Annotated in this window: 15 protein-coding genes; 11 read left to right on the plus strand and 4 right to left on the minus strand. The window is 75.0% G+C overall.

The window, feature by feature from the left end; translation table 11 throughout:
* Positions 1-116: 116 nt before the first annotated feature.
* From ACZ6X9_RS29595 to ACZ6X9_RS29615, 5 genes are all read left to right on the plus strand, one after another.
* Entirely contained in the window at positions 117-1,307 is a 1,191-nt protein-coding gene (locus ACZ6X9_RS29595) for a CaiB/BaiF CoA transferase family protein (protein WP_469781083.1), read from the plus strand.
* On the plus strand, positions 1,304-2,092 hold the full coding sequence (locus ACZ6X9_RS29600; protein ID WP_469781084.1) for a crotonase/enoyl-CoA hydratase family protein: 789 nt from the start codon (positions 1,304-1,306) through the stop codon (positions 2,090-2,092). The genes ACZ6X9_RS29595 and ACZ6X9_RS29600 overlap by 4 nt, the downstream gene beginning before the upstream one ends.
* The gene (locus ACZ6X9_RS29605) at positions 2,089-2,844 is read left to right on the plus strand and encodes an acetoacetate decarboxylase (protein WP_469781085.1); all 756 of its coding nucleotides are present in this window, start codon (positions 2,089-2,091) and stop codon (positions 2,842-2,844) included. The genes ACZ6X9_RS29600 and ACZ6X9_RS29605 overlap by 4 nt, the downstream gene beginning before the upstream one ends.
* Complete coding sequence (locus ACZ6X9_RS29610) at positions 2,841-3,791, plus strand: 3-hydroxyacyl-CoA dehydrogenase NAD-binding domain-containing protein (RefSeq protein WP_469781086.1); 951 nt, start codon at positions 2,841-2,843, stop codon at positions 3,789-3,791. Before ACZ6X9_RS29605 ends, ACZ6X9_RS29610 begins: the two co-directional genes overlap by 4 nt.
* A 74-nt stretch (positions 3,792-3,865) precedes the next feature.
* Positions 3,866-5,050 (plus strand): acyl-CoA dehydrogenase family protein, encoded by a 1,185-nt coding sequence (locus tag ACZ6X9_RS29615; protein ID WP_469781087.1) that lies wholly within the window; start codon positions 3,866-3,868, stop codon positions 5,048-5,050.
* Positions 5,051-5,172: 122 nt separating this feature from the next.
* Here the strand turns inward: ACZ6X9_RS29615 and ACZ6X9_RS29620 are convergent, their stop codons facing one another.
* Both ACZ6X9_RS29620 and ACZ6X9_RS29625 read right to left on the minus strand, forming a co-directional pair.
* On the minus strand, positions 5,173-6,306 hold the full coding sequence (locus ACZ6X9_RS29620) for a tryptophan dimethylallyltransferase family protein (protein ID WP_469781088.1): 1,134 nt from the start codon (positions 6,304-6,306) through the stop codon (positions 5,173-5,175).
* A 263-nt stretch (positions 6,307-6,569) separates the two neighbouring features.
* A complete protein-coding gene (locus ACZ6X9_RS29625; RefSeq protein ID WP_469781089.1) occupies positions 6,570-8,009 on the minus strand; it encodes a pyridoxal phosphate-dependent decarboxylase family protein in 1,440 nt (479 codons plus the stop codon).
* A 323-nt stretch (positions 8,010-8,332) separates the two neighbouring features.
* Here ACZ6X9_RS29625 and ACZ6X9_RS29630 point away from each other — a divergent pair, with 323 nt between their 5' ends.
* From ACZ6X9_RS29630 to ACZ6X9_RS29640, 3 genes are all read left to right on the plus strand, one after another.
* Positions 8,333-9,031 (plus strand): hypothetical protein, encoded by a 699-nt coding sequence (locus tag ACZ6X9_RS29630; protein WP_469781090.1) that lies wholly within the window; start codon positions 8,333-8,335, stop codon positions 9,029-9,031.
* A 160-nt stretch (positions 9,032-9,191) separates the two neighbouring features.
* Complete coding sequence (locus tag ACZ6X9_RS29635; protein ID WP_469781091.1) at positions 9,192-10,232, plus strand: vWA domain-containing protein; 1,041 nt, start codon at positions 9,192-9,194, stop codon at positions 10,230-10,232.
* Positions 10,233-10,324: 92 nt separating this feature from the next.
* Positions 10,325-10,699: a hypothetical protein gene (locus ACZ6X9_RS29640; protein ID WP_469781092.1), complete on the plus strand. Its 375-nt coding sequence runs from the start codon at positions 10,325-10,327 to the stop codon at positions 10,697-10,699.
* A gap of 128 nt (positions 10,700-10,827) precedes the next feature.
* Here the strand turns inward: ACZ6X9_RS29640 and ACZ6X9_RS29645 are convergent, their stop codons facing one another.
* Together ACZ6X9_RS29645 and ACZ6X9_RS29650 are read right to left on the minus strand one after the other, a co-directional pair.
* The gene (locus ACZ6X9_RS29645; protein WP_469781093.1) at positions 10,828-11,427 is read right to left on the minus strand and encodes a hypothetical protein; all 600 of its coding nucleotides are present in this window, start codon (positions 11,425-11,427) and stop codon (positions 10,828-10,830) included.
* A 126-nt stretch (positions 11,428-11,553) separates the two neighbouring features.
* On the minus strand, positions 11,554-12,021 hold the full coding sequence (locus tag ACZ6X9_RS29650; RefSeq protein ID WP_469781094.1) for a hypothetical protein: 468 nt from the start codon (positions 12,019-12,021) through the stop codon (positions 11,554-11,556).
* A 261-nt stretch (positions 12,022-12,282) separates the two neighbouring features.
* Between ACZ6X9_RS29650 and ACZ6X9_RS29655 the strand changes: the two genes are divergently transcribed.
* The 3 genes from ACZ6X9_RS29655 (at position 12,283) to ACZ6X9_RS29665 (ending at position 23,207) form a co-directional block, all read left to right on the plus strand.
* Complete coding sequence (locus ACZ6X9_RS29655; protein ID WP_469781095.1) at positions 12,283-12,756, plus strand: MarR family winged helix-turn-helix transcriptional regulator; 474 nt, start codon at positions 12,283-12,285, stop codon at positions 12,754-12,756.
* Positions 12,757-13,104: 348 nt separating this feature from the next.
* A complete protein-coding gene (locus ACZ6X9_RS29660; protein ID WP_469781096.1) occupies positions 13,105-14,712 on the plus strand; it encodes an MFS transporter in 1,608 nt (535 codons plus the stop codon).
* Positions 14,713-15,053: 341 nt separating this feature from the next.
* The gene (locus ACZ6X9_RS29665) at positions 15,054-23,207 is read left to right on the plus strand and encodes an SDR family NAD(P)-dependent oxidoreductase (RefSeq protein ID WP_469781097.1); all 8,154 of its coding nucleotides are present in this window, start codon (positions 15,054-15,056) and stop codon (positions 23,205-23,207) included.
* The last annotated feature ends 91 nt before the right edge of the window (positions 23,208-23,298 follow it).

Genomic DNA, 23,298 nt, shown 5'->3' on the forward strand with positions numbered 1-23,298 from the left:
TGTCACTGATCGCTTGGGTTGTCCCGACCGCCGGTACTAGCGTTTTCCACGGCACCGGGAAAACCCGGGATGCTTTCGAATTCTTTTCCTGTCCCGTCTTCCGTGCTGGAGTGGTGATGGAATCCGCTGGAAAAACCGACGCGCCGGGCGGCCCGCTCGCCGGGGTGCGCGTCGTCGACCTGTCCACGGTGGTGATGGGCCCGTACGCGGCCCAGATCCTCGGCGACCTCGGCGCCGACGTCGTCAAGATCGAGTCGCCGCACGACACCGTGCGGGTCGGCACCCTGCACCGCACGCCCGGCATGACCCCACTGAACCTCAACGTGAACCGCAACAAGCGCAGCGTGCGGCTCGATCTCAAGGACGGGGCCGAACGCGCCAGGGCGCTGGAGCTGATCGGCAGGGCCGACATCCTGATCACCAACATGCGCGTCGACGCCCTGCGCCGCCTGGGCATGGACTACGACAGCCTCGCCGCGGCCAACCCCCGCCTGGTCCACGTCCACGCGCAGGGGTTCCGTTCCGACTCCGGGCGGGCCCGGCTGGCCGCCTACGACGAGACGGTGCAGGCCGCCTCCGGGCTCGTCGACCTCGCGGAGCGCGCGGGGGACGTGGGGGCGCCGGTCGTGCTGCCGAGCATCTTCGGTGACAAGGTCGCGGCGCTGACGATCGTCTACGCGGCGCTCGCCGCCCTCGTGCACCAGCGCGCGACCGGCCGCGGTCAGCACGTCGAAGTGCCCATGGTGGACACGCTGCTGGCGTTCAACCTGGTCGAGCATCTGCAGGGCCGGACCTTCGAGCCGCCGGCGGGGCCGACCGGTTTCCCGCTGTCCATGAACAAGGGGCACCGGGCGCGCCCGACCAAGGACGGCCTGGCGATGGTCATGCCGTACAGCCCGGAGAACTTCCGTGACCTGTTCGTCGCCGCGGGCCGCCCCGACCTCGCCGAGGACCCGCGCGTCAACGGGGAGTTCATCGACTCCACGCGGGACGGCGAGGACCTGGTCGAGCTGCTGGAGTCGGTGACGCCCCGGCTGACCACCGCCGAGTGGGCGGAGGTCTGCGCCCGGCACAGCGTCCCCTTCGGTCCCGTGCTGCGCCTCGACGAGGCCGCCGACGACCCGTACGTACGGGAGGGTCATCTGCTGGACGTCGCCGAGCACCCCACCGAGGGCGCCTACCGGGTGATCGGCATACCGTTGGTGTTCTCGGCCACTCCGGCCTCGGTGCGCCGGCACGCCCCGCTGCCCGGCCAGCACACCGACGAGGTGCTCGACGAGCTCGCCCGCGGGGAGGCGGGACGGTGAGCGACAGCACGCGTACCGGAGCCCCGGAGCCCGTCCGGACCCACACCGTCGGCGGTGCCCTCGTCGTCACCATCGACCGTCCGCGGGCCCGCAACGCCGTGGACGCCGCGGTCGCCCGGGGCATCGCCGCCGCCGTGGACCGCCTGGAGGCCGAACCCGGGCTGCGGGTGGGTGTGCTCACCGGCGCGGGCGGCACCTTCTGCGCGGGCATGGACCTCAAGGCCGCCGCCCGCGGGGAGGCGGTGACCGTGCCCGGCAAGGGGTTCGCCGGACTCGTCGAGGCGGCCACGTCCAAGCCGCTGATCGCGGCCGTCGAGGGCCACGCGCTGGGCGGCGGCTTCGAACTCGCCCTCGCCTGCGACCTGGTGGTCGCCGCCGAGGGGGCCTCCTTCGCGCTCCCCGAGGTCAGGCGGGGGCTGATCCCCGGTGGCGGCGGAGCCGTCCGGCTCCCCAAGCGCGTCCCCCACCACCTGGCCATGGAGCTCCTCCTGACCGGCCGTACGGTGACCGCCGTACGCGCCCGCGAGCTCGGCGTGGTCAACCGCGTCACCCCCGACGGCCGGGCGCTGTCCGTCGCCCTGGAGCTCGCCGAGGAGATCGCCGCCAACGCGCCGCTGGCCCTGGCCGCGGTGAAGCGGACCGTCCGGCGAGCGGACGGGGTCCCGGAGCCGGAGGCGTTCGCCGCGCAGGCCGCCGAGATCGGCGCGCTGCTGCGCTCGGCCGACTTCGCCGAGGGGGTGCGCGCCTTCACCGAACGGCGCGCGCCGGAGTGGAGCGGACGGTGAACCGCGCACAGGTCCTGCGGACCCTGGACACGCCCGTCACGGCGCCCGCGTACGCCCCGGCCGCCGTCCGCTTCACCGACCGCGAGTACCTGAGCATCGTCTACCGCACCGACCCCGAGGCGCTGCGGGCGGTGGTGCCCGAGCCGCTGAGCATCGACGCCGACGAGCCGCTGGTGCGGTTCGAGGTGATGAAGATGGGCGACGTCACGTCCTACGGCCCGTACGTCGAGGCGGGGCAGGCGATCGCGGTACGTTTCGGAGCCGAGCGGGGCGAGTACCTGCACGCCATGTACCTGGACAGTTTCGCGGCCACGGCCGCGGGCCGCGAAGTGGGCGCCTATCCCAAGGCGATGGGCGGACCCGCCCTGTACGCCGAGCAGGGCGCGCTGGTGGGGACGCTGGACTACGGCAGCGTCCGGGTGGCCACCGCCACGATGGGCTACAAGCACCACCCGCTCGACCCGGAGACCGCCCGCGAGCGGATCGCCGTGCCCACGTACATGCTCAAAACCGTCCCGGGCTACGACGGGACCCCGCGCGTCTGCGAGCTCGTCCGCACCCGGATCACCGACCTGGCGGTCAAGGAGGCCTACACCGGGCCCGCCCGGCTCCAGTTGTTCGCGCACGTCCTGGCGCCGCTGGCGGACCTTCCCGTACTCGGGATCGTCTCCGCGAGCCACGTCGTCACGGATCTCACCCTGGCCCCGGCCGTCCCGGTCCACGACTACCTCGCCGAGGAGGCCTCCTCATGACCGCCACTCGCCCGCCGGGCACCGCCGCCGTCGTCGGTGCCGGCACCATCGGCCTCGCCTGGGCGGCGCTGTTCGCCGCGTACGGCTGGGAGGTGGCCGTCACCGATCCGCGCGAGGACCTGGACCCGGCCGTGGACGAGGCGCTGCCGATGCTCGCCGCCGGGCTCCCCGGCAGTGACGCGGCCGGTCTGCGCGGCCGCATCCGCACCACGCACGACCCGGCGGAGGCCGTGGCCGGCGCGCGGGTGGTGCAGGAGAACGGGCCGGAGGACGTGGAGTTCAAGCGGCGGCTGTTCGCCGACGTCGCCCGCCACGCCCCCGCCGACGCGCTGCTGGCCACCTCCAGCTCCGGCATCGTCGCCACCGATATCGCCGAGGGGCTGCCGGACGCCGTCGCGGCGCGGCTGCTCGTCGCCCATCCCTTCAACCCGCCGCACGTCGTTCCGCTCGTGGAGATCGTGCCGGGCGAGCGCACCGCGGAGGCGACCGTGGCGGAGGCCCTCGCCCTCTACCGGTCGCTGGGCAGGACGCCGGTGCGGCTGCGCAAGGAGCTTCCCGGGTTCGCGGCCAACCGGCTGCAGAGCGCCGTGCTCCAGGAGGCGATCCACCTCGTCCTGAGCGGTGTACTCGACGCCGCGGAGCTCGACACCGTGATGAAGACCTCGCTGGGCGGCCGGTACGCCGCCGTCGGTCCGTTCGAGAGCTTCCATCTCGGGGGCGGCCCCGGCGGCATCCGGCACATGATGCGGCACCTGGGCCCGGGCCTGGCCGAGGGCTGGCGGCGGCTCGGCCACCCGGAGCTGGACGCCGACGCCGTCGCCACGCTCGTCGGCCAGACGGAGGCCGCGTACGGAAGCGGCCCCGAGGCGTACCGGCGGCGCGCCGCGCTGCGCGACCGCAAGCAGCTCGCGCTCGACGAGGCGTTGCGCCGGGCCGAGCAGGGGTGAAGGACCGCCCGATACCCACGGGGGCCGGCGGGGCCGCATCCCGCCGCCCCCTCCTTGAGAAGAAGGAGTCATCCATGTCCAAGCCCGCCGATCCCACCCCGGACTTCTTCGGGTTCGCCGATCTGCTCGACCCCGCCGACCGGGAGGAACTGGCCGCCATCCGCGACCACCTGGAGCGGGAGATCAAGCCACTGGCCGATGCCGCCTGGGCGCGGGCCGAGTTCCCCTTCGAGGCGGTCGAGAAGATCGCCCGGATCAACCCGGCCGGATACACCTATCCGGAGTTCGGCGACGGCCGCGACCGCGGAGCGCTGTTCTCCGGCTTCCTCACCCTGGAGCTCAACCGTGTCGACCCGTCGCTCGGGGTGTTCTGCGGTGTCCACACCGGGCTGGCGATGGGCAGCATCCACGGCGGCGGCAGCGACGAACAGCGTGAGCGCTGGCTGCCGGACATGGCCGCGATGAGGACGATCGGCGCCTTCGCCCTGACCGAGCCCGAGGGCGGCTCGGACGTCGCGGGCGGCATGCGCACCACGGCCCGGCGCGAGGGCGACACCTGGATACTCGACGGTGCCAAGCGGTGGATCGGCAACGGCACGTTCGCGGACCTCGTGGTGGTCTGGGCGCGCGACACGGCCGACGGCAACGTGAAGGGGTTCGTGGTGCCGAAGGACACCCCCGGCTTCACCGCCACCAAGATCGAGGGCAAGATCGCGCTGCGCACCGTGCAGAACGCCGACATCACCCTGGACGGGGTGCGGGTCCCGGAGGCCGACCGCCTCCAGCGGGTCGACGGCTTCCGCGACACCGCCGCCATCCTGGCCCGCACCCGGGGCGGGGTGGCCTGGCAGGCGCTGGCGGTCGCGGTGCGCGCCTACGAACTCGCCCGCGCCTACGCCGTGGACCGCACGCAGTTCGGCCGGCCCATCGGCGCCTTCCAACTGGTCCAGGACCTGCTGGTGAAGATGCTCGGCAACGTGACCGCCATGTTCGGCATGACCGTCCGCCTCGCCCAGTTGACCGAGGCCGGCCGGGACACCGCCGAACAGGCCGCCCTCGCCAAGGCGTTCACCACCGCCCGGATGCGCGAGTGCGTCGCCTGGGCCCGTGAGCTCTTCGGGGGCAACGGCATCGTCCTCGAGTACGAGATCGCGAAGTTCTTCGCCGACGCCGAGGCCCTGTACTCGTTCGAGGGGACCCGGGAGATGAACACGCTCATCGTCGGCAAGGCCGTCACCGGGCACAGCGCCTTCGTGTGACGCGCGGCGGCGGAAGCGGCTGACGACTCGCGCGGGGCCGGTGGTTTTTCCGCCGGCCCCGTCCCGGGTCCGGCCCTCCGGTGGAGGCCGCCACCGCACGTCCGCCGTGCCGCGGGGACGGGTCACCGGTGGGGCGGGGCCGCCGCCGCGCCGCTGCTCGGGAGCGCGTGGCCGGCGCGGCAGGGGCCCGGGTACACGGAGAAGCGCAGGTAGGTGGTGACGTCACCGGGGCGGCGGCCCGTCCGGTGGCTGACGAGTTCCTGGAGTCCGGTGAACGATTCCAGTGGGCCGGGGGCCAGCGCGTCGACGAAAGCCCGGTAGGGGCCGGTGGGCACGCCCTCGTCGCGCAGGACCGCCTCCACCCGGCGGGCCGCCTCCCGTTCGTCCGCGCAGAGGCCCGGCATGCGGAGGTAGGTGGTCGCCTCGGCCGCCCGGTCCTCGCCGCTCCGGAACGCCAGACACGTCAACGCGGCCTCGCCCGCGTCCTTCCGGTCCGGACCGGCGAGCCGTCGGTACGCCTTCGCCGCGTGGAGCGGATCGTGGGCCCGTGCCGTCGAGGCGAAGGCGTTCACCGTGTCCAGGTCGGCGGCGTGGTGCCGGTAGTAGACCTTGGCTCGTGCCATGGGTGTCCGGGAGAGGTCGAGGGCGAAGAACTCGAGTTCCCTGTCGCCGGGGGCGGAGTCGTGCGTCCGTTCCGTGTTCCGCCACGCGGACCCCATGCCCAGCCGTTCCATGACCCGTCCGGTCACGGCCGCGCGCCTGCGGTGTTCCCACCGGTAGAGCCCGAAGTACGCCTTGAAGACCGGCTCCTCGCCCGGGCGCCAGGCCATCGCGTGCCAGAGCGGCGCGGGTTCGTGGTCCGCGTCGTCGAGGAAGTCGTCCTCGACGCTCAGGTACCGGTCGAGGCTGACGCCCGGCAGTCCCGCGAACGTCCGCGTCACCGCCCTGGCCGACTCCCCGGGGCGCGGCGAGCAGAAGCCGGCGTCGAAGAGGACGCGCAGCTCCGGGCGGTCTCCCGACCAGTTGACGGAGATCTCGGCGGGGAAACCGTCCGCCGCGACGTACGAGGGTATGCGGCACTCCCGTCCGACGGGCGTGGCGAACCAGTCGGCCAGGGCCGCGCGCAGAATCGTTTCCGTCCGTCTCAGGCCGTCGGCGGGGAGGCGGAGCGCGGTCGCCGCGCCCGCCCACTGACGGCAGACGAACGCGCCGAAGGACTGGTCGGCCGCGTCGAACAGCGCATATCGGGTTGGCATGGGTGAGTCGGCCTTTCCGTGTGTCGACACCGTTCTGGGTCTGGATGACGTGCGGGGTGACGACCGCTCCTGTCCAGCGGCTCGTGCGGGCTCGCGACCCGCTTCCGTTCCACGGCTCGTCCGGCTTGGCGGTCCGCTCCCGTTCCACGGCTCGTCCGAGCTTGGTATCGCACCGGTTCCGCCGCTCGTCCGGGCTGGGGAACGCTCCGGATCCACCACTCCCCCGGACTCGGGAACACTTCGGCTCCACCGCTCCCCCGGGCTCACAGCGCGGCGGTTCCGGCGGTGATCGCGTCGAGCACCTCGTCCACGTGCTCCCCGTGCGTCCGGTGCGCGAGCACGCAGACGCGGATCAGCCTCCGGCCCGCGACGGTGGTGCCGTGCACCATCGTCCTGCCGCCGGCGTTGATGCTTTCGAGGAGCCGGTGGGTCGCGGCCTCGGCGTCGTGCCGTGCCGTCTCCCCGGCGTTCCTCGGCCGGACGGCGAAGGCGACGGTGGTCAGTTCGGGCCGCCAGGGCACGTCGAGCCGCTGATCGGTGCTCAGCCGACCGTGGAGGCGGGCCGTGAGGTCGAGTTTCTCGTCGAGTGCGGCGCGGAAGGCGGAGAGTCCGTGGAGGTGCAGCGGCAGCCACACTCGTATCCCCCGGTTCTCCCTGCTCAGTTCGATCCCCCGTTGCGCGTAGTCCGGGAGGGAGTCGGAGGCGCCGACGTCCTCCAGGGCGGGGGCGGATCCCTCGTGCGCGGCGTGCAGCAGGGCGGGGTCGCGGACGACGAGGGCGCCGGTGCCGAACGGCAGGAACAGGGCCTTGTGCGGGTCCAGGGTGACGGAGTCCGCCCGTTCGAGGCCCGCCGTGCGCTCGCGGCCGCGTGCGGTGAGCCGGAAGAAGCCCCCGTAGGCCGCGTCCACGTGGAACCAGAGGTCTTCGCGGGCGGCCAGGTCGGCGGCGTCCGCCAGCGGGTCGACGGCTCCGGTGTCCGTCGTCCCCGCCGTCGTGACCAGGAGGAACGGCCGCAGTCCGGCGGCTCGGTCGGCGCGTATCAGCTCCGCGGCGGCGTCGAGGTCCATCCGCAGGTCGCCGTCGGCGGGCACCACGCGGACGTTCCGCCGCGGGATGCCGGCGATGCGGGCGGCCTTCACGACGGAGTAATGCGCCTGCTCGCCGACGTAGACCGTGCCCCGCCCGATGTCCTCCCCGAGCCGGTCGTGACGGGCCGTCACCAGGGCGGAGAGGTTGGCCACCGACCCGCCGGTGGTGAGGATGCCCGAACCGCCGGGCGGAAGCCCGCACACATCGCGCGCCATCCAGCGCAGGACGCCTTCCTCCAGGGCGGTCAGGGCGGGGGCCGCGGCGGCGAGGGTGCCGTAGCGGTTCAGGGCCCTGGTGAAGAACTCGGCGAGTGCGGACGAGTAGAGCCCGCCGCCGGGCGAGGCCGCCAGCAACCGCGGCCCGGCGGACTCGATGGCGTTCTCGGCGGCCGCCCCGAGCCGGTCCATCAGGGACTCCAGGGGAGCGCCGTCCTCCGGGGGCCCGGCCAGGAAGGACTCCGTCAGCTTCTCCTCGGCCTCAGGGGCGGTTCCGACGTGCGTCGGCCGGACGTCGAGTGTCGCGAGGAAGCCGGCGATCCGCCGGGTCACCAGGTCCGCCATGTCGACCATCGTGCTCGGGTCGGGTTCCAACGGCGAGGCGCGATGGATGCTCATGGCGACCAGGATGGCCCACGGGCCGCGCTTCGCGGTCGTGACTCCGATCACCTTGGCGGCCGGTCGCCTGACGGCCGGTCGCCTGACGGCCGGTGCCCTTACGGCGGGCCCTCCGCCGGCTCGTCGTCGTACGGCCGCGGGCGGGCCTGACGGGCGGGGTCCGTCTCCGGCCGCCGTACGCCGACGGCGTCCCGGGTCGCGGAGCACGCGCCGGCGTGTCCGTGGGAAGGCGCGAAGCGTGCCCGTCTCCCATCGGGCCCCGCCTAAACTGCCTGCACACACCAGCGGACTTGGGCCGAGGGCCAGAACGAGAGGAGCGCCGGATGAACCTTCCTCTTCCGGTTCCGTCCGGGGACCGGTACGAGGCCGCGTGGTCCCCGCTCGACGATTACCTCTGGCACACCTGTGACATCCTCGCGGACCTCGCCGAGGGCCGGCTGCACGAGCGGCCGCTCCTCGCCACCACCGCCAGGGTCGACCACGGCGACCGCGTCCTGGCCTTCGGCCCGGGACTGCGGGCCACCTGGCGGGCGCTGGGGGACGGCAGTTACGTCCACCACAACACCTTCGCGTTCGGCAGCCCCGGCTTCGTCCTGGGCAGCCTGGCGGCGACGGCGATCGCCAACTCCGCCCGCCAGGGCAGGGCGCAGCGCGACGCCGTGCCGAGGTGGGTCCAGGACGGTCACGGCGACGTGACGATCTCCCTGCGCAAGGTGCACTTCGCCCACCAGATCGCCTGGCTCGATGTGGCCTACTCCGCGCTGAACGCCATCGACCTCGTCGCGCCCGACGTCTTCCAGGGCACGTTCCTCAACGACCGGGACGGCCAGTACCTGACCTTCCACCTGCGGACCCCGTGGGCGTCCCTTCTCTTCGCCCTGGCCGCCCTCACCGCGTTCCCCGCCCACCCCCGCCTGCTCGGCCGGGGCTGGCTCCCGCCGGACTTCGAGCAGCGCTGCGCGGCCCTGGGCCGCCCCTGCCGCCCGGCGGCCCGTCTCATACTCGACACCCCCACGACCTGACACGCGCCTGGAGCGCCCTCTCGGTGGCGCCCTCTCCCCCCTCTGTCCCCTCTCCTCCCCCTCTTCCCTCTCCTCTCTCCCCCCGTCCGGCGGCCGAGGCCGATTGTCAGTGGTGGGTGAGAAGGTGGGAGCACCGAGTCGGAAAGAGGGGGGAACGGCCGTGTCCGGAAACCAGAATTACATCAACCACGTCGCTCTTGTGCTGGACGCCAGCTCGTCCATGTCGCACCTGAGCCGGAAGGTCGTCGAGGTCGCGGACCAGCAGATCGCCTATCTGGCGCGGCGGTCCCGGGAATTGGACCAGGAGACCCGCGTGACGGTCTACGTCTTCGCGGACCGGGTCGAATGCGTCATCTACGACAAGGACGTGCTGCGCATGCCGTCGCTGGAGCGGCTTTACCAAGTCGGCGGAATGACGGCCCTGCTGGCGGCGACGCTGAAGTCGCAGCGGGAACTGGCGCGGACGGCGCAGTTGTACGGCGACCACAGTTTCCTGACGTTCGTGCTGACCGACGGACAGGAGAACGCGAGCCACCACTGTCCGGACTCGCCGGCGCGGGACCCGCGTGAGCTGGGACGGGCCGTGGCCGAGCTGATCGAGACGCAGGAGGACAACTGGACGCTGGCCGTGCTGGTGCCCGACCAGATGGGCAAGCGCGAGGCGATGCGGTGCGGCTTCCCCAAGGACAACATCGCCGTCTGGGACGCGACGAGCACCCGGGGCCTGGAGGAGGCCGGTCAGGTCATCCGGGAGGCCACGGAGAAATTCATGGTGGGCCGTTCCCAGGGGATCCGGGGTTCGCGGGCGGTGTTCTCCACGGGCGCGGAGACGGTGAACAAGGACACCGTCGAGGCGGCGGGTCTCACGCCGCTGGATCCGTCGGAGTTCCGGTTGATTCCGGTGACCCGCGAGGTGGGGATAAGGGAATGGGTCACGGAATGCGGGCACGCCTTCCGCACCGGTTGCGCGTATTACCAACTGAGCAAGTCGGAAAAGGTGCAGGCACAAAAGCGGATCGCGGTGCTGGAGAAGAAGACGGACCGGGTGTACTCGGGTCCCGAGGCGCGTGCTCTGCTCGGGCTGCCGGATGTGGAGGTCCGCGTCCGGCCGGACCACAACGACGAGTTCACGATCTTCGTACAGAGCACCAGCGTGAACCGGAAGCTGGTGCCCAACACGCGTGTCCTCGTGATGACCTGACGGGCGCGTGGAGGCCGGGCCGCCGGCATGGCGGACCCGCACCCTCCGGAAATCGGTTGAGCACACCGAGGCGGATCGGCATACTCCGGCTGATGCACGGCACAGACGAAGAAATCATCGAACAGGGGTGGGACAGCCCCTGGTACCGCGTCCGCACCGATCGGTTCGAGGCCTCGTTCCTGCCCGGCGCGGGCGAGGACCTCGACTCGGTCTGCAACATCGACGTGGAGGTGCGGCTGACGGCGGACGGTTCGCGGTGGAGCGCTTCCCTGTTCACGCTCGCCGAGGCCGGCCGCCTGATGGAGTGGTGGGCCCGGACGGGCGAGGCAGGAGGCGGGAGCTACTTCTGGTGCTCCGATGGCCTGATCGTCCGGGACCCGGGGATCACCTCCATGACCCGGGTGCTCGCCGATCTGCTCGACACCGACGACTTCCGGAGCGTTCTCCAACGGCTCGACGACGAGTGACCGTCCTCCTGGCTCCGCCACCCCGCCGCTGCGCACCGGGGCTTCCGCGCCCGGCGTCGAGCGGCACGGCCGGGTCGGTGCCGTGACGAGCAGCGGACGGGCGCGGGGCGGCGCTCCTTACGGGGGGCTCAGCCGAGGGCCGCTTCCACCGCCAGGCCCGCGATCAGCAGCACCACCGTGAGGGCCAGGAGCCCGCCGCAGCCGCGGAGGAGGACGGTACGCGCCAGGGAGCCGGGGGCCCTGCCCCGTTCCGTGCGGCGCCGGTCCAGGCGGACCAGGTGGGCCGCCGGCAGGACGAGGGCCGAGAGGACCGGCCAGCAGGCGACGTACACCCAGGGGACGGCGACCCCGCCGCCCGACAGGAACACCGTGGTACCGGCCACCGCCACCGTGACGGCCGTCGTGGCGGCCGCCGTCGCCGGCAGGAGCCACCAGGCGTCCGGGCGGTGGCAGCGCTCCCCCGCCCGGGAGGCCAGCGCGACCGTGGGCAGGACGAGGACGAGCGTGAGGACCACGGCGAAGGCGGCGGCGACGGCGCCGAACAGGGGCAGCCCGAAAAGGACGAAGAACGCGCCGCTGTCCTCCGCGGGCCGGGGCCGGGTCATGCCCCACAGCCACAGCAGCGTCCCGCCCAGTAGTTGCTCGACCAGCAGTGCCGCGGCGGAGACGGCCAGTGCGGACAGGGCGGGCCACGGCGGACCCTGGTGGCGGGCGATGGGTACGTTCACCCACCGATTGTCGGATGGCCGGTGGAACCGCGGGACACCGGGTCGGCCGCTCCCCTCCCGGGCGGCCGACTGCCCGACGGCGGGCCCCGACGTCGTCGCGCGGCGGCGGGCCGCCGCGCGGCCGGGCTACGCGCGGGCCTCCGCCGCGGGCCCCACCGGCGCCCGGACGCCCGTGACCCGGCGTGCCACCGCCCGCTGCCCCTCGGCGAGCCACCGCACGGGCCAGTGCAGCAGCAGGGCCAGGCACAACAGCCATCCGCCCGCGTGCACGGCCCAGACGCCCGCCATGGTCGGGCCGCCCCACGCGTGATGGTAGTCGGTGTCCAGATACCAGACGGGGTAGGCGAAGTTCCGGACGGAGTTGAACAGGGCGAAACCGATCAGCCCGAACGCCGCCAGGTCCAGTGGCAGGCCGAGCACGGCCCGCCCGAGCACCCGCCCGCCGGACCACCGCTCCCCGCCCGCGATCCGGCCCTGCCACCGGACGGCCCGGCCGGAGCGGCCGGCCAGCGTCAGCGCCACCGCCGCCCACCCCACCGGCAGGGCCAGAAACGCACGGACGGCGGTGCGGACGGTTCGGTGGATCGCGGACATGGACGGGCTCCTCACCCTCGTGCGGTTGATGCCCCCACTGTCCCGCCCGGCACGACCCGCCGTCGTCGGACCAGGGCGCCAGATGCGATGTCATACCCAGGTCCTATGGGGCGCACGTCGTCGGGTGGCCGCGGCAGCGGGCGCCTCTCCACCTCCGGCGGGCGTCTCTCGCTTCCGGCGGGCGCCACCCTGCCGCGAAGGCCCGCGGCGGGATCGTTAGGTATCTTGACATAGGTATCTCGACATACTTATATTGGCCGTATGCCCGAGAACAGCGCGTCCGTCCAGGACACCCGCCACGTGGCCGCCGGCCTCGTGGCGTGCCTGCCCGCGCTGTCCCGGGCTCTGGAGCGGCACGTCGGCCTGCATTACGCGCACCCCAAGCCGCCCGAGGCGCAGCTCGCGTTGTTGCGGCAGGTCGAGGCGCGTGACGGTGTCACCGTGCGCGAGGCCGCCGACGCGTTGCTGATGAAGCCCAACAACGTCAGCGCGCTGGTGAGGCAACTGACCGAGCAGGGGCTGCTGGAACGCCGGCAGGATCCCTCCGACAAGCGGGTGGCGCACCTGCATCTCACCCCGACGGCCCGGCGGCGTCTCGCCGAGGTCGGGCGCCTCATGGGTGCCCATGTGACGCAGGCGCTGGGCGCCCTGACCGATGGCGAGCTGGACGCCCTCGGCTCCGCGCTGGGCGCGCTCCGCGCACTCACCGACCACCTTCACCGCTCCGCTCGCTGACCCGCGCGCGTCGCGCCTCCGGCCCTGCCGCAGGTTCGGCGTCCCGCGGGCCGGGGCCTGCCGGGAGCCGCATCGGCCGGGCATCGGCCGGCCGGGGAACCGCGGTCGCGCAGACACGCGCCGCGGCCGGTCTTCCCCGGCGCTCCACGCCGGTCGGCACGCCGACGGCTTCCCCCGCCGATGACACCCGTCCGTCACGCACGTGGACCGTGTGTGCCGGTCGCGTACGCCGGTCCCGTATGCCGGCCGTCGGCTCCCGTCGACACGCCCCCGGGTCCGGGACGGAGCGGCCACGCCGGCGTTTCCCCATGCCCGCATCCCCCTCCCTCACGAAGGACAGGCATCGCCATGCCCTCTGGTACCACCCCTGCCCCCACTCCTCCCCTCTCCGTCTCCGCCGCTGCCGCTTCACCACCGGGTGGCGGGCGCGGACGGCGCGGCAATCCCTGGCTCACCCTGATCGCCGTCGCTTTCGGTCTGTTCATGGTCGGCCTCGACGGCTCGGTCGTCTCGATAGCCAACCCCGAGATCGGCCGGGACCTGGGCGCCTCCACGGCCGACCTGCAGTGGGTCACCAACGCTTACCTGCTGGCCCTCGCGGCGGCGCTGATCCTCGGCGGGAAGCTCGGCGACCGTTTCGGGCGGCGGACCTTCTACCTCGTCGGCGTGGCCGGGTTCACCGCCGCCTCGGTCGCCATCGGTCTGGCCGGCTCCATCACCGGCGTCATCGCCTTCCGGGCCGTACAGGGCTTCTTCGGCGCCCTGTTGATGCCCAACACCCTCGCCCTGCTGCGTGCCGTCTTCCCGCCGCGGAAGTTCGGCATGGCGGTCGGCATCTGGGCCATGGTCTCCTCGGTGTCGACCGCTCTGGGCCCGATCGTCGGCGGCCTGCTGGTCGAACACGTCGACTGGGAGTCCGTCTTCTACGTCAACGCGCCCGTCGGTGTCCTCGCGCTCGTCTTCGGCTGCCTCGTCCTCCCGCGCAGCCGGAACGCGGCGGCCGCCCGGGAGAAGTTCGACCTGGCTGGCGTCGTGCTGCTGGCGCTGGGGCTGCTCGCCGTGGTGTTCGCCGTGGTCAAGGGCGAGACGTGGGGCGGGACTTCGGGCGGGACCCTCGGTGTCGGCGCGGCGGGGCTGCTGCTCCTGCTCCTCTTCGGCCTGCACGAGACCCGTACCGCTTCCCCGTTGCTGCCGATGCGGCTGTTCCGCAACCCCGCGCTCACCATCGGTACCGTCATCACCGCGCTCAACTTCTTCGTCCTGCTCGGGGTGATCTTCTTCACCATGATCTACCTGCAGAACGTCCGCGGTTTCACCCCCGTCGAGGCCGGTGTGCGCACGCTGCCGCTGAGCCTGGCCTCCGTCGTGGCCTCGCCGCTGGGCGCCGCGCTCACGGGACGTTTCGGGCCGCGTCTCACCATGCCGCTGGGCATGGTGCTGCAAGGGGGCGGCTGCTTCGCGATGCTGAGCTGGAGCGCGGGGTCCGCCTACTCCGCGCTGTGGCCTCCCTTCGTCGCGCTCGGTCTCGGCGTGGGCATGGTGATGGCGTCCTCCTCCGAGGCCGTCGTCGGCAACGCGCCCGTCCAGGACGGCGGTGTGGCCGGTGGTCTCCAGGCGACCGCCCTGCAGATCGGCGGTGCCCTCGGTACGTCCGTGCTCGTCTCGCTCATCGGCGGGCGGGTCGGTTCCACCCTCACCGGTGAGCTGACGTCCGCGGGGGTCCCCGCTCCGGCGGCCGAGGGTCTGAGCGCGGCGAAGGACGCCGTGGCCATGGGCGTCGCCCCCGCTCCGGCGGAGTGGCCCGCCGGTCTCAGGGCCGCCGTCGTCGAGGGCAGTCACCGGGCGTTCATGAACGGTGTGCACACCGCCGTGGCGGTGGCCGGTGGGCTCTGCGCCGTCGGCGCCGTGCTGGCGGCGGTCGGCGTGCGCCGCGCTTCCGGGGCGTCGCGTCCCTGAGAACGACGGGCCCACGGTCCCCGGGCGGGCCGGGCGGTTTCCCCTCCAAGCTGACGTGCCGTCAGTCGGCCCGGGAGCGGCGGTCTTTTCAGCCGGTGCTGCGGGGCCCGTGCGCCGCCTCGTGTGACGTCGGGCGCCGGCCGCGTTCCGGGGCGGCGGGCGGGCCCGGGCGGGCCCGTGACCGCCGTGCGCGGTCGCCCTCCCCTTGCCGCCGCCCTCCCCGGGGGCCGTCTGTAGCCTGTAGGCGCGCTCCCGGTGCCGGGACGCCGTGTTGTCGACGCCCCGCGCCCGACGAGGAGTTCGCCGAGCTGTCTCGTCCGACCGGGGCGGAAGGGCTGGGGATGACGGAGATCCGCCACGACATGATCCGTGCGCTGCCGGACGTGCTCCGGACACAGGCGGCCCGCGTGGGCGGCAAGACCGCTTTCCGGGACGCCCGACGGGGTGTCACCTACCGGGAGCTGGAGGTCCGGACGCGCCGGCTGGCGGGGCACCTCGTCGCGTCGGGGGTGCGGCGGGGCGACCGGGTGGCGCTCGTGTCGGGCAACCGCGTCGAGACGGCCGAGGCGTTCTTCGCCGTCCTGCGGGCCGGGGCGGTCGGCGTGCCGCTCGACATCGGGGCGGCGGACGCCGAGCTCGCGCACGTCCTCGACGACAGCGAGGCCGTGGCGGTGGTCACGGAGGTGCCGCTGCTGCCGCGGATCGCACGACTGGCGGCCACGCGGCCCCGGCTGCGCTCCCGGATCCTCGCCGTGGGCCCGGATGCCGGGGGCGGCGAGGACGGCCGGCGGGAGGGGCCGGAGGGCATCACGGCACTCGCCTTCGACGAGCTCGCCGGTACGGAGCCCGCGTGTCCGCCGCGGGACGACCTCGGCCTGGACGAGGCCGCCTGGATCCTCCACACCTCGGGGACCACGGGCCCGGGCAAGGGTGTGGTCTCCTGTCAGCGCGCCGCGTTGTGGACCGTGGCGGCGGCCTACGTCCCGTGGTGGGGGCTGGAGGAGCGGGACCGGCTGCTGTGGCCGTTGCCCCTGTCCCACGCCTACGCCCACTCGCTGTGCCTGCTGGGCGTGGTGTCCGTGGGCGCCACGGCGTACCTCCTGGACCGAGGCGCGAGCGTCTCGCGGGCCCTCGCCGAGCGGGAGTTCACCGTCCTGGCCGGCGTGCCCGCCACCTACCGCCTGCTGACGAGCGCGCTCCGCGCGGCGCCCCGGCGCCCGGCCGGACTGCGTCTCTGCGTCACCGCGGGCGCGCCATGCCCGCCGGAACTGCGCTCTGAAGTACGGGAGTTGCTGGGCGTTCCCCTGCTCGATGGGTACGGCAGCACCGAGACCTGCGGGAAGATCGCCGTCGACCGGCTCGACGCCTCCGGGGGGCCGGGTCCGCTCGGTGTACCGGTGCCCGGTGTCGAGGTGCGGCTGACCGACCCGGTCACCGGTGCGGACGCCGCCGACGAGGCCGAGGGCGAGATCCTGGTCCGCGGCCCGAACCTGATGCTGCGTTACCACCGCCGCCCGGCCGACACCGCGCGTGCGTTGGAAGGTGGCTGGTACCGCACGGGGGACCTCGGCCGCCGCACCGAGAACGGCGGTCTGCGCGTCACCGGCCGCGTCAAGGAGCTGATCGTCCGGGGCGGTGAGAACGTCAACCCGGTCGAGGTGGAGCACGCGCTGCTCGCCTGCCCGGGGGTCGTGGACGCGGCCGTGGTCGGCAGGCCGCACGACGTGCTGGGCGAAGTGCCGGTGGCGTTCGTGGTCACCGACCCGCCGGGCGGTGTCGACGCCGACCGGATACGAGCCCTGTGCCGGGAGCGGCTGTCGGGCTTCAAGGTGCCCGACGAGGTGTACGAGACCGACGAGGTGCCCCGCACCCGCTCCGGCAAGACCGACCGCGCCGCGCTGGCCCGGCGATTGCCGGGGCGGGGGCCGGACCGCGGGACCACGGCGTCCGCCCTGCGCCGGCGTCTGGCGGCGCTGCCCCCGTCCGGGCGGTACGACGCGGTGCTGGACCTGGTCCGCTCCGCGACGGCGCACGCGAGCGGTGTGCCGGAGGGGGACGTGGAACCCGGCCTGCCGTTCACCGCGTTCGGCGTCACGTCGCTCGGCGGGGTGCTGCTGCGGGACCGGCTCGGGGCGGCCACCGGGCTCGAGCTGCCCGCCACGCTGGTGTACGACCATCCGACGCCCGCCGCCGTCGCGGAGTTCCTGCGGACGGCCCTGTCCGGCACCGATCCCCGGAGCGCCCGGCCGGGCGGCGGCCCGGCGGGGACGCCCTCGGCGGAACCGGTGGCGGTGGTCGCGATGGCCTGCCGGTATCCGGGCGGCGTGACCTCGCCCGAGGAACTGTGGGAGCTGGTGGCGAACGGGGTCGACGCCACCTCGGACGTCCCGGACGACCGCGGCTGGGACCTGGCCGGCGTCTTCGGAACCGGCCCCGACACCGGCCACCGCACCGGGCCCGGCAACGACCCCCATCGTCACACCGGCCCCGGTTCCGCCCCCGACCCCGACCGGCTCGGCACCTCCGTCACCCGCCGCGGCGGCTTCCTGCGCGACGCTGCCGACTTCGACGCGGCCTTCTTCGGCATGTCGCCGCGCGAGGCCCTCGCCACCGACCCGCAGCAACGGATCCTGCTGGAGATCACGTGGGAGGCCCTGGAGCGGGCCGGCCTGGATCCGGCGAGTCTGCGCGGCAGCGACACCGGTGTCTTCGTCGGCGTGATGCACGGCGACTACGCCGCGCGCTTCCTGCACCACGGTCCGCACGAGCTGGAGGCGCACCTCGCGCTGGGCTCGGCGGGCAGCGTGGCCTCGGGCCGCGTCGCCTACGCCCTCGACCTGCGCGGGCCCGCCGTGACCGTGGACACCGCCTGTTCGTCGTCGCTGGTGGCGATGGACGCGGCGGTCCGGGCGCTGCGGTCGGGTACGTGTGCGCTGGCCGTGGCCGGAGGGGTGACGGTGATGGCCAGTCCGGCGCCGTTCGTCGCGTTCAGCAGGCTGCGCGGCCTGGCGCCGGACGGCCGGTGCAAACCGTTCTCGGCCGCGGCGGACGGCACGGGCTGGGGCGAGGGCGCGGGTGTGGTCCTGCTGGAGCGGCTGTCCGACGCCCGGCGGAACGGCCATCCGGTGCTGGCCGTGCTCCGGGGGTCGGCCGTCGGTTCCGACGGCGCGTCCAACGGCCTGACCGCGCCGAGCGGTCCGGCCCAGCGGGAGGTGATCCGGCGGGCCCTGGCCGACGCCGGGCTGTCCCCCGCCGACATCGACATGGTGGAGACGCACGGCACCGGCACCGCACTCGGCGACCCGGTGGAGGCCGGGGCGCTCGTCGCCGCCTACGAGCGGGGCGGGGACACCGGCGGGGAGCGGCGCGGCGGCCGGCCGCTGTGGCTCGGGGCCCTCAAGTCCAACATCGGGCACACCCAGGCGGCGGCCGGTGTCGCCGGTGTCATCAAGACGGTCCTCGCCATGCGCCACGGGTGGCTGCCGCGCGTGCTGCACTGTGCGGAGCCGTCACCGCACGTGGACTGGGCGGCGGGCAACGTACGCGTGCTGACGGAGCCCCGGGAGTGGCGTCCCGCCCGGCCCGGCGTCCCGCGGCGGGCCGGGGTGTCCGCGTTCGGCATCGGCGGCACCAACGCGCACGTCGTCCTGGAGGAGGCCGTCGACGACGCGCGCGAAGCGGCCCGTGACGAAGGCGCCGGCCCCGCCCCGGAGCCGGGGGACAGGACCGGCACGGAAGCCGTCCCTTGGACGGCGGCACCACCACTGCTGCTGTCGGGCGCCGATCCGCGAGCCCTGCGGGCCCAGGCCGGCCGGGTGGCGTCGCTGCTGCGGGAGCACCCCGGGCTCACCCCGCTGGACGTCGCGTTCTCCCTGGCCACGACCCGGGCGGCGCTCCCCCACCGGGCGGCGGTGGCCGCCGGGGACCGTGCGGCGCTGCCGGAAGCCCTGGACGCGTTGGCGGCGGACCGCCGCCACCCCGGCGTCATCGGACCGGTGACGGGCGCGCCGGCCGGGCGGGCGGCGGTGCTGTTCTCCGGGCAGGGGGCCCAACGTCCCGGCACGGGCCGCGAGTTGCACGCCACCTTCCCGCGCTTCGCGGCCGTCTTCGACGCCCTGTGCACGCGTTTCGACGCCACGGGTGCTCTGGAGCGGCCCCTGCGGACCGTGCTGTGGGCGGACGCGTCCTCCGACGACGCCGCCCTGCTGGACCGGACGGATTACGCGCAGGCGGGGCTGTTCGTCCACGGGGTGGCGCTGTTCCGGCTGCTGGAGTCCTGGGGGCTGCGCCCGGACGCCGTGGCCGGGCATTCCGTGGGCGAGTTGGCGGCGGCGCACGTGGCGGGCGTCCTGTCGGAGCCGGAGGCGGTGGAGCTGGTCGCGGCGCGTGGGCGGCTGATGCGGCGGCTGCCCGGCCGGGGTGCCATGGTGGCCCTGGAGGCCACGGAGGAGGAGGCCGGGGAGGAGCTGGCACGACTGCCGGACGCGGCGCGGCGGGTGGCGGTCGGGGCGGTGAACGGTCCGCGGTCGGTCGTCGTCTCCGGCGAGGAGGACGCCGTACGCGCCGTCGCCGCCCGGTTCGCCGCCCGGGGCCGCCGCGCCACCCGGCTGCGGGCCGGGCACGCCTTCCACTCGCCGCTGGTGGAACCGGTGCTCGCCGAGTTCGGGCGCGTCGCGGCGGGCCTGTCCTACGGCCGGCCGCGGATCCCGGTGGTGTCGACGGTGACGGGCCGCCGGGCGGCCGGCGGCGAGCTGTGCTCGGCGGCGTACTGGGTGCGGCACGCCCGCGACACCGTGCGGTTCGGGGACGCCGTTCTGTCCCTGGTGCGCGACGAGCGGGTGACCGCCTGCGTGGAGGCCGGTCCGGACGCGCAGCTCACGTCCGCCGCCCTGGCCGGCGCCGCCGGGGAGGGCGGGGGGCCGGTGTGCGTGGCCACCGCGCGGGCCGGCGCGCCGGAGGCGGAAACGCTCCTGGCCGCGCTCGGCCGCCTGCACACGCACGGCGTGCGGGTGGACTGGCACCGGGTGTTCGCGGGCAGCGGCGCCCGCCGGACCGACCTGCCGACCTACCCCTTCCAGCGGCGGCGCTACTGGCTGGCGGACGCCGGCCCGGCCGCCCCGGCCGGCGCCGGGCACCCCCTGCTGACCACGGCGACGACCGTGCCCGGCACGGACCGCCTGCTGTGCACCGGGGACCTCTCGGCCGCGGCCCTGCCGTGGCTGCGCGACCACGTCGTCGCCGGGCGTGTCCTCGTGCCCGCCGCCGCGTTCGCCGAGATGCTGGTGCACGCGGGCGACGCCTGCGGGCTGGGCGTGGTCGAGGAGTTCACGCTGTCGGCGCCGCTGCCGCTGCCCGAGTCGGGTGCGGCGGTCCAGGTGCAGGTGGCGGTCGACGCGCCGGACGGCTCGGGGTGCCGCGCCGTGGACATCCGTTCCCGCCCGCACGAGGCGGGCCCGTTCGGCGCCTGGACGCACCACGGGACCGGACGACTGGGCCCGGCCTCCGGGCCGGCCGGCCGGGACTCCGGCGGTCTGGCCGTGTGGCCGCCGCCGGGTGCCGTGCCGGTGGACCTCACCGGCGCCTACGACCGGCTGACTGCCGCCGGACACGGGTACGGTCCCGCGTTCCGGGGCGTGACAGCCGCCTGGCGGGGGCCGGACGGAGAGGTGTTCGCCGAGGTGCGGCTGCCCGCCTCGGCGGGCGGCGACGCCGGCCGGTACGCTCTCCACCCCGCCCTGCTGGACGCCGCGTTGCACGCCGCGCCGCTGGCCGCGCCGGACGCCGGCCCCGCGCGGATGCCCTTCGCGTGGAGCGGTGTGCGCCTGTACGCGGCCGGTGCCACGGCGCTGCGGGTCCGGATTCGGGCCACCGGCCCGGACACGGTCGCCGTGGATCTCGCCGATCCGCGGGGCGGGCCGGTGGCCCGGGTGGAGTCGCTGGTCACGCGGCCGGTGCCGGCGGCCGGCGGCGAGGCGGCGGAAGCGGCACGGGAGCTCTACGCCCTCCGGTGGACCGGCGTGCCGGCCGACGGCGGCGGTCCGCCGCTGTCCGTGGCCGAACCCGACGACCTCGGCCTGCGCTCGCTGTTCCCCGCGCCACCCGCTCCGCCCACCGCGCCAGGCGGTGTCCCCAACGCCGTGGTGATCTCCCTGACCTCCCCGGCCCCCGCCTCCCCCGCCGGCCCGGCCTCGGACGCCCGGGAACTGACCACGCGGGCGCTGGCCGTGCTGCGGGCCCGGCTGGCCGCCCCCGGGCAGCGTCTCGTCGTGGTGACCCGCGGCGCGACCTCCGCCGTGCCCGACCTGCCGGCCGCCGCGCTGTGGGGGCTGGTGCGGTCGGCGCGGGCGGAGCACCCCGGGCGGCTCACGCTCGTGGACACGGACGGCCGGCCCGAGTCGCTGCGGCTGCTGCCCGCCGCCGTCGCCACGGGCGAACCCGAACTGTCGCTCGCGGAAGGCACCGTACGCGTGCCCCGGCTGGCCGCCGCCGACAGTCCGCGCGAAGGCGTTCCGCCGGCCGGCACGGTCCTGGTGACGGGTGGCGCGGGCGCGCTCGGCGGTCTGCTGGCCCGGCATCTGGTCGCCCGGCACGGTGTCCGCCGGCTCGTCCTCGTCGGCCGCCGGGGTCCCGGCTCGCCGGCCGGGCGGCGACTGCGGGACGAGCTCCGGGCGGCCGGCGCCCGCGTGGACCTCGTCGCCTGCGACGCCGCCGACCGCACCCGGCTGGCGGCGGTCGTCGGGGAGTACGCGCACGAGCTGACCGCCGTGGTGCACGCCGCCGGGGTCCTGGACGACGGGGTGCTGGAGGCCTTGACGCCGGAGCGGCTGGCCGCCGTGCTGCGGCCGAAGGCGGACGCCGCCTGGCACCTCCACGAGCTCACGGCGGACCTGCCCCTGTCGCACTTCGTCCTCTTCTCCTCGGCGGCCGGGCTGCTGGGGACCGCCGGCCAGGCCAACTACGCCGCGGCGAACACGTTCCTGGACGCGCTCGCCCGGTACCGCGCCGCGCGCGGGCTGCCCGCCCTCTCTCTCGCCTGGGGGCCGTGGTCGGGTGGGTCGGGGATGGCGGCCCGTACCGCCGCCCCCGACCGGGTCGTGGACGAGGTGCTGCGCGCCGTCTCCCCCGCGGAGGGTCTGGCGATGTTCGACGCCGCGCTGGGCAGCCGCGAACCGGTGCTGGCCCCGCTGCTGTTGGACCGCTCCCCGCGCCCGGGCGGCTCCGCCCGGCCGGTGCCGCCGCTCCTGCGCGGGCTGCTGCCCACGGCCCGTCCGGCGGCCGGCGGGGACGCCGCCGGTGAGGGCGCGGACGGAGCCTGGCGGGCGCGGTTCGCCGCGCTGCCGGCGGCCGAGCGGGCCCCGGCCCTGCTCGGCCTCGTCCGGACGGAGGCCGCCGCCGTGCTGGGGCACGCCGACGCGTCCGCCGTGCCGCCCGACCGCCCCTTCACCGAGCTGGGCTTCGACTCCCTGACGGGGGTGCTGCTGCGCAACCGCCTTGGCGCCCTCACCGGCGTACGGCTGCCCGCGACCATCGTGTTCGACCGGCCCAGCGCCGCCGAGCTGGCCGCCCACCTCGACCAGGAGACGGGCGGGGCCGCTCGCCCCGAGACGCCCACGCCGGACCCGGCCCGGCAACCGGCGCGGCCGGCGCAGACCCTGGCCTCCCTGTACCGGCGCGTGTGCGAGACGGGTGACGTGGTGTCGGCGATGCACCTGCTGGTGACCGCCTCGCTCGCGTTGCCCGGCTTCGGGCCCGCCGACAGCGCCCGGCACGCGCTGGCGCCCCTCCGCCCGGCCGCCGGCGCCGCGGGACCCGCGCTGGTGTGCTTCCCCGGGTTCACCCCCACGCTCGGCCGGCCGTGGCACGCCGCCCTGGCCGCCGCGTTCGACGGCGAACGGGACGTCCTCGAACTGCGGCACCCCGGCGTCGACGAGGGGGACGCGGTCCCCCGGGACTGGGAGACCCTCGTGGACCTGCACACCGCCACCGTGCGCGAGCACCTCGGCGGCCGGCCCTGCGTCCTCCTCGGCTCCTCGATGGGCGGCTGTGCCGCGCACTCGGTGGCGGCGCGGCTCGCGGCGGCCGGCACACCGCCGGCCGGTCTCGTCCTCGTCGACACCTACCACGTCACCCCGGACCTGGAGGGCGAGCCGTGGCTGCTCGCCCTGCCGGCCCGGTTCGCGCTGCGGCTGGGCGAGCGGTTCGACCGTCTCGTGGACGACGTGTCCGTGGCGGCCCTGGGCGCCTACACCCGGCTCGCCCGCGGTTGGCGGCCGGAGCCGACGGACGTCCCCACCCTGTTGCTCCGCGCCACCGAGCCGCCCCCGGCGGTCCCCGGCGTGGGCGGGGAACAGCCGGGGGCGCCCCGGGCGTCCTGGCCCGTGGCGCACACCGCCGTGGACGTCCCCGGCGACCACTGGAGCGTGGGGGAAGAGCACGCGGGCACGACGGCGGAGGCCATCAGGGCGTGGCTCAGGACCCGGGCCACGGGCGGGTGACGGCACCGGCCCGGGACAGGCCCCCGTACGGCCCGTCGCCCCGGGCGGCGCCCGTTCACCCTCGGCGGGCCATGTCCCGGCCTCCGCCCCG

The organism is Streptomyces sp. NPDC052910, assembly GCF_055585605.1.

Bases quoted from the DNA above. Each gene is read 5' to 3' on its own strand.
- ACZ6X9_RS29610 (WP_469781086.1), top strand. From the start codon at position 2,841: ATGACCGCCACTCGCCCGCCGGGCACCGCCGCCGTCGTCGGTGCCGGC.
- ACZ6X9_RS29655 (WP_469781095.1), top strand. From the start codon at position 12,283: ATGCCCGAGAACAGCGCGTCCGTCCAGGACACCCGCCACGTGGCCGCC.
- ACZ6X9_RS29650 (WP_469781094.1), bottom strand. From the start codon at position 12,021: ATGTCCGCGATCCACCGAACCGTCCGCACCGCCGTCCGTGCGTTTCTG.
- ACZ6X9_RS29615 (WP_469781087.1), top strand. From the start codon at position 3,866: ATGTCCAAGCCCGCCGATCCCACCCCGGACTTCTTCGGGTTCGCCGAT.
- ACZ6X9_RS29640 (WP_469781092.1), top strand. From the start codon at position 10,325: ATGCACGGCACAGACGAAGAAATCATCGAACAGGGGTGGGACAGCCCC.
- ACZ6X9_RS29595 (WP_469781083.1), top strand. From the start codon at position 117: ATGGAATCCGCTGGAAAAACCGACGCGCCGGGCGGCCCGCTCGCCGGG.
- ACZ6X9_RS29660 (WP_469781096.1), top strand. From the start codon at position 13,105: ATGCCCTCTGGTACCACCCCTGCCCCCACTCCTCCCCTCTCCGTCTCC.
- ACZ6X9_RS29625 (WP_469781089.1), bottom strand. From the start codon at position 8,009: ATGAGCATCCATCGCGCCTCGCCGTTGGAACCCGACCCGAGCACGATG.
- ACZ6X9_RS29665 (WP_469781097.1), top strand. From the start codon at position 15,054: ATGACGGAGATCCGCCACGACATGATCCGTGCGCTGCCGGACGTGCTC.
- ACZ6X9_RS29620 (WP_469781088.1), bottom strand. From the start codon at position 6,306: ATGCCAACCCGATATGCGCTGTTCGACGCGGCCGACCAGTCCTTCGGC.
- ACZ6X9_RS29630 (WP_469781090.1), top strand. From the start codon at position 8,333: ATGAACCTTCCTCTTCCGGTTCCGTCCGGGGACCGGTACGAGGCCGCG.